Annotated in this window: 1 protein-coding gene; it reads left to right on the top strand. The window is 58.8% G+C overall.

The annotated features are described in order from the left end of the window. A partial coding sequence (locus HMPREF0308_RS12835) for a transposase (protein WP_211205710.1) occupies positions 1–233 on the top strand: 233 nt, incomplete at both ends.

Raw genomic sequence — 233 nt, 5'->3', positions numbered from 1 at the left:
CATCAACCAAATTCTATCTGCCCAAGCTGATACTGTCTGCGGCGCTGACTACGGCACCACCAGCGACAACCGCGTCAACCAACGCAACGGCTACCGCCACCGACTACTGGATACGCGGGTCGGCACCGTCGATGTGGCTATCCCGAAGCTACGCCAAGGTTCCTTCTTCCCGGACTGGCTGTTAGAACGACGAACCCGTACCGAACGTGCCTTAACCACCGTGATCGCCACGT

This window comes from Corynebacterium striatum ATCC 6940 (genome assembly GCF_000159135.1).
In the GTDB taxonomy this organism is placed as follows: Bacteria; Actinomycetota; Actinomycetes; order Mycobacteriales; family Mycobacteriaceae; genus Corynebacterium; species Corynebacterium striatum.
This window is presented reverse-complemented; position numbering and strand designations above follow the sequence as displayed.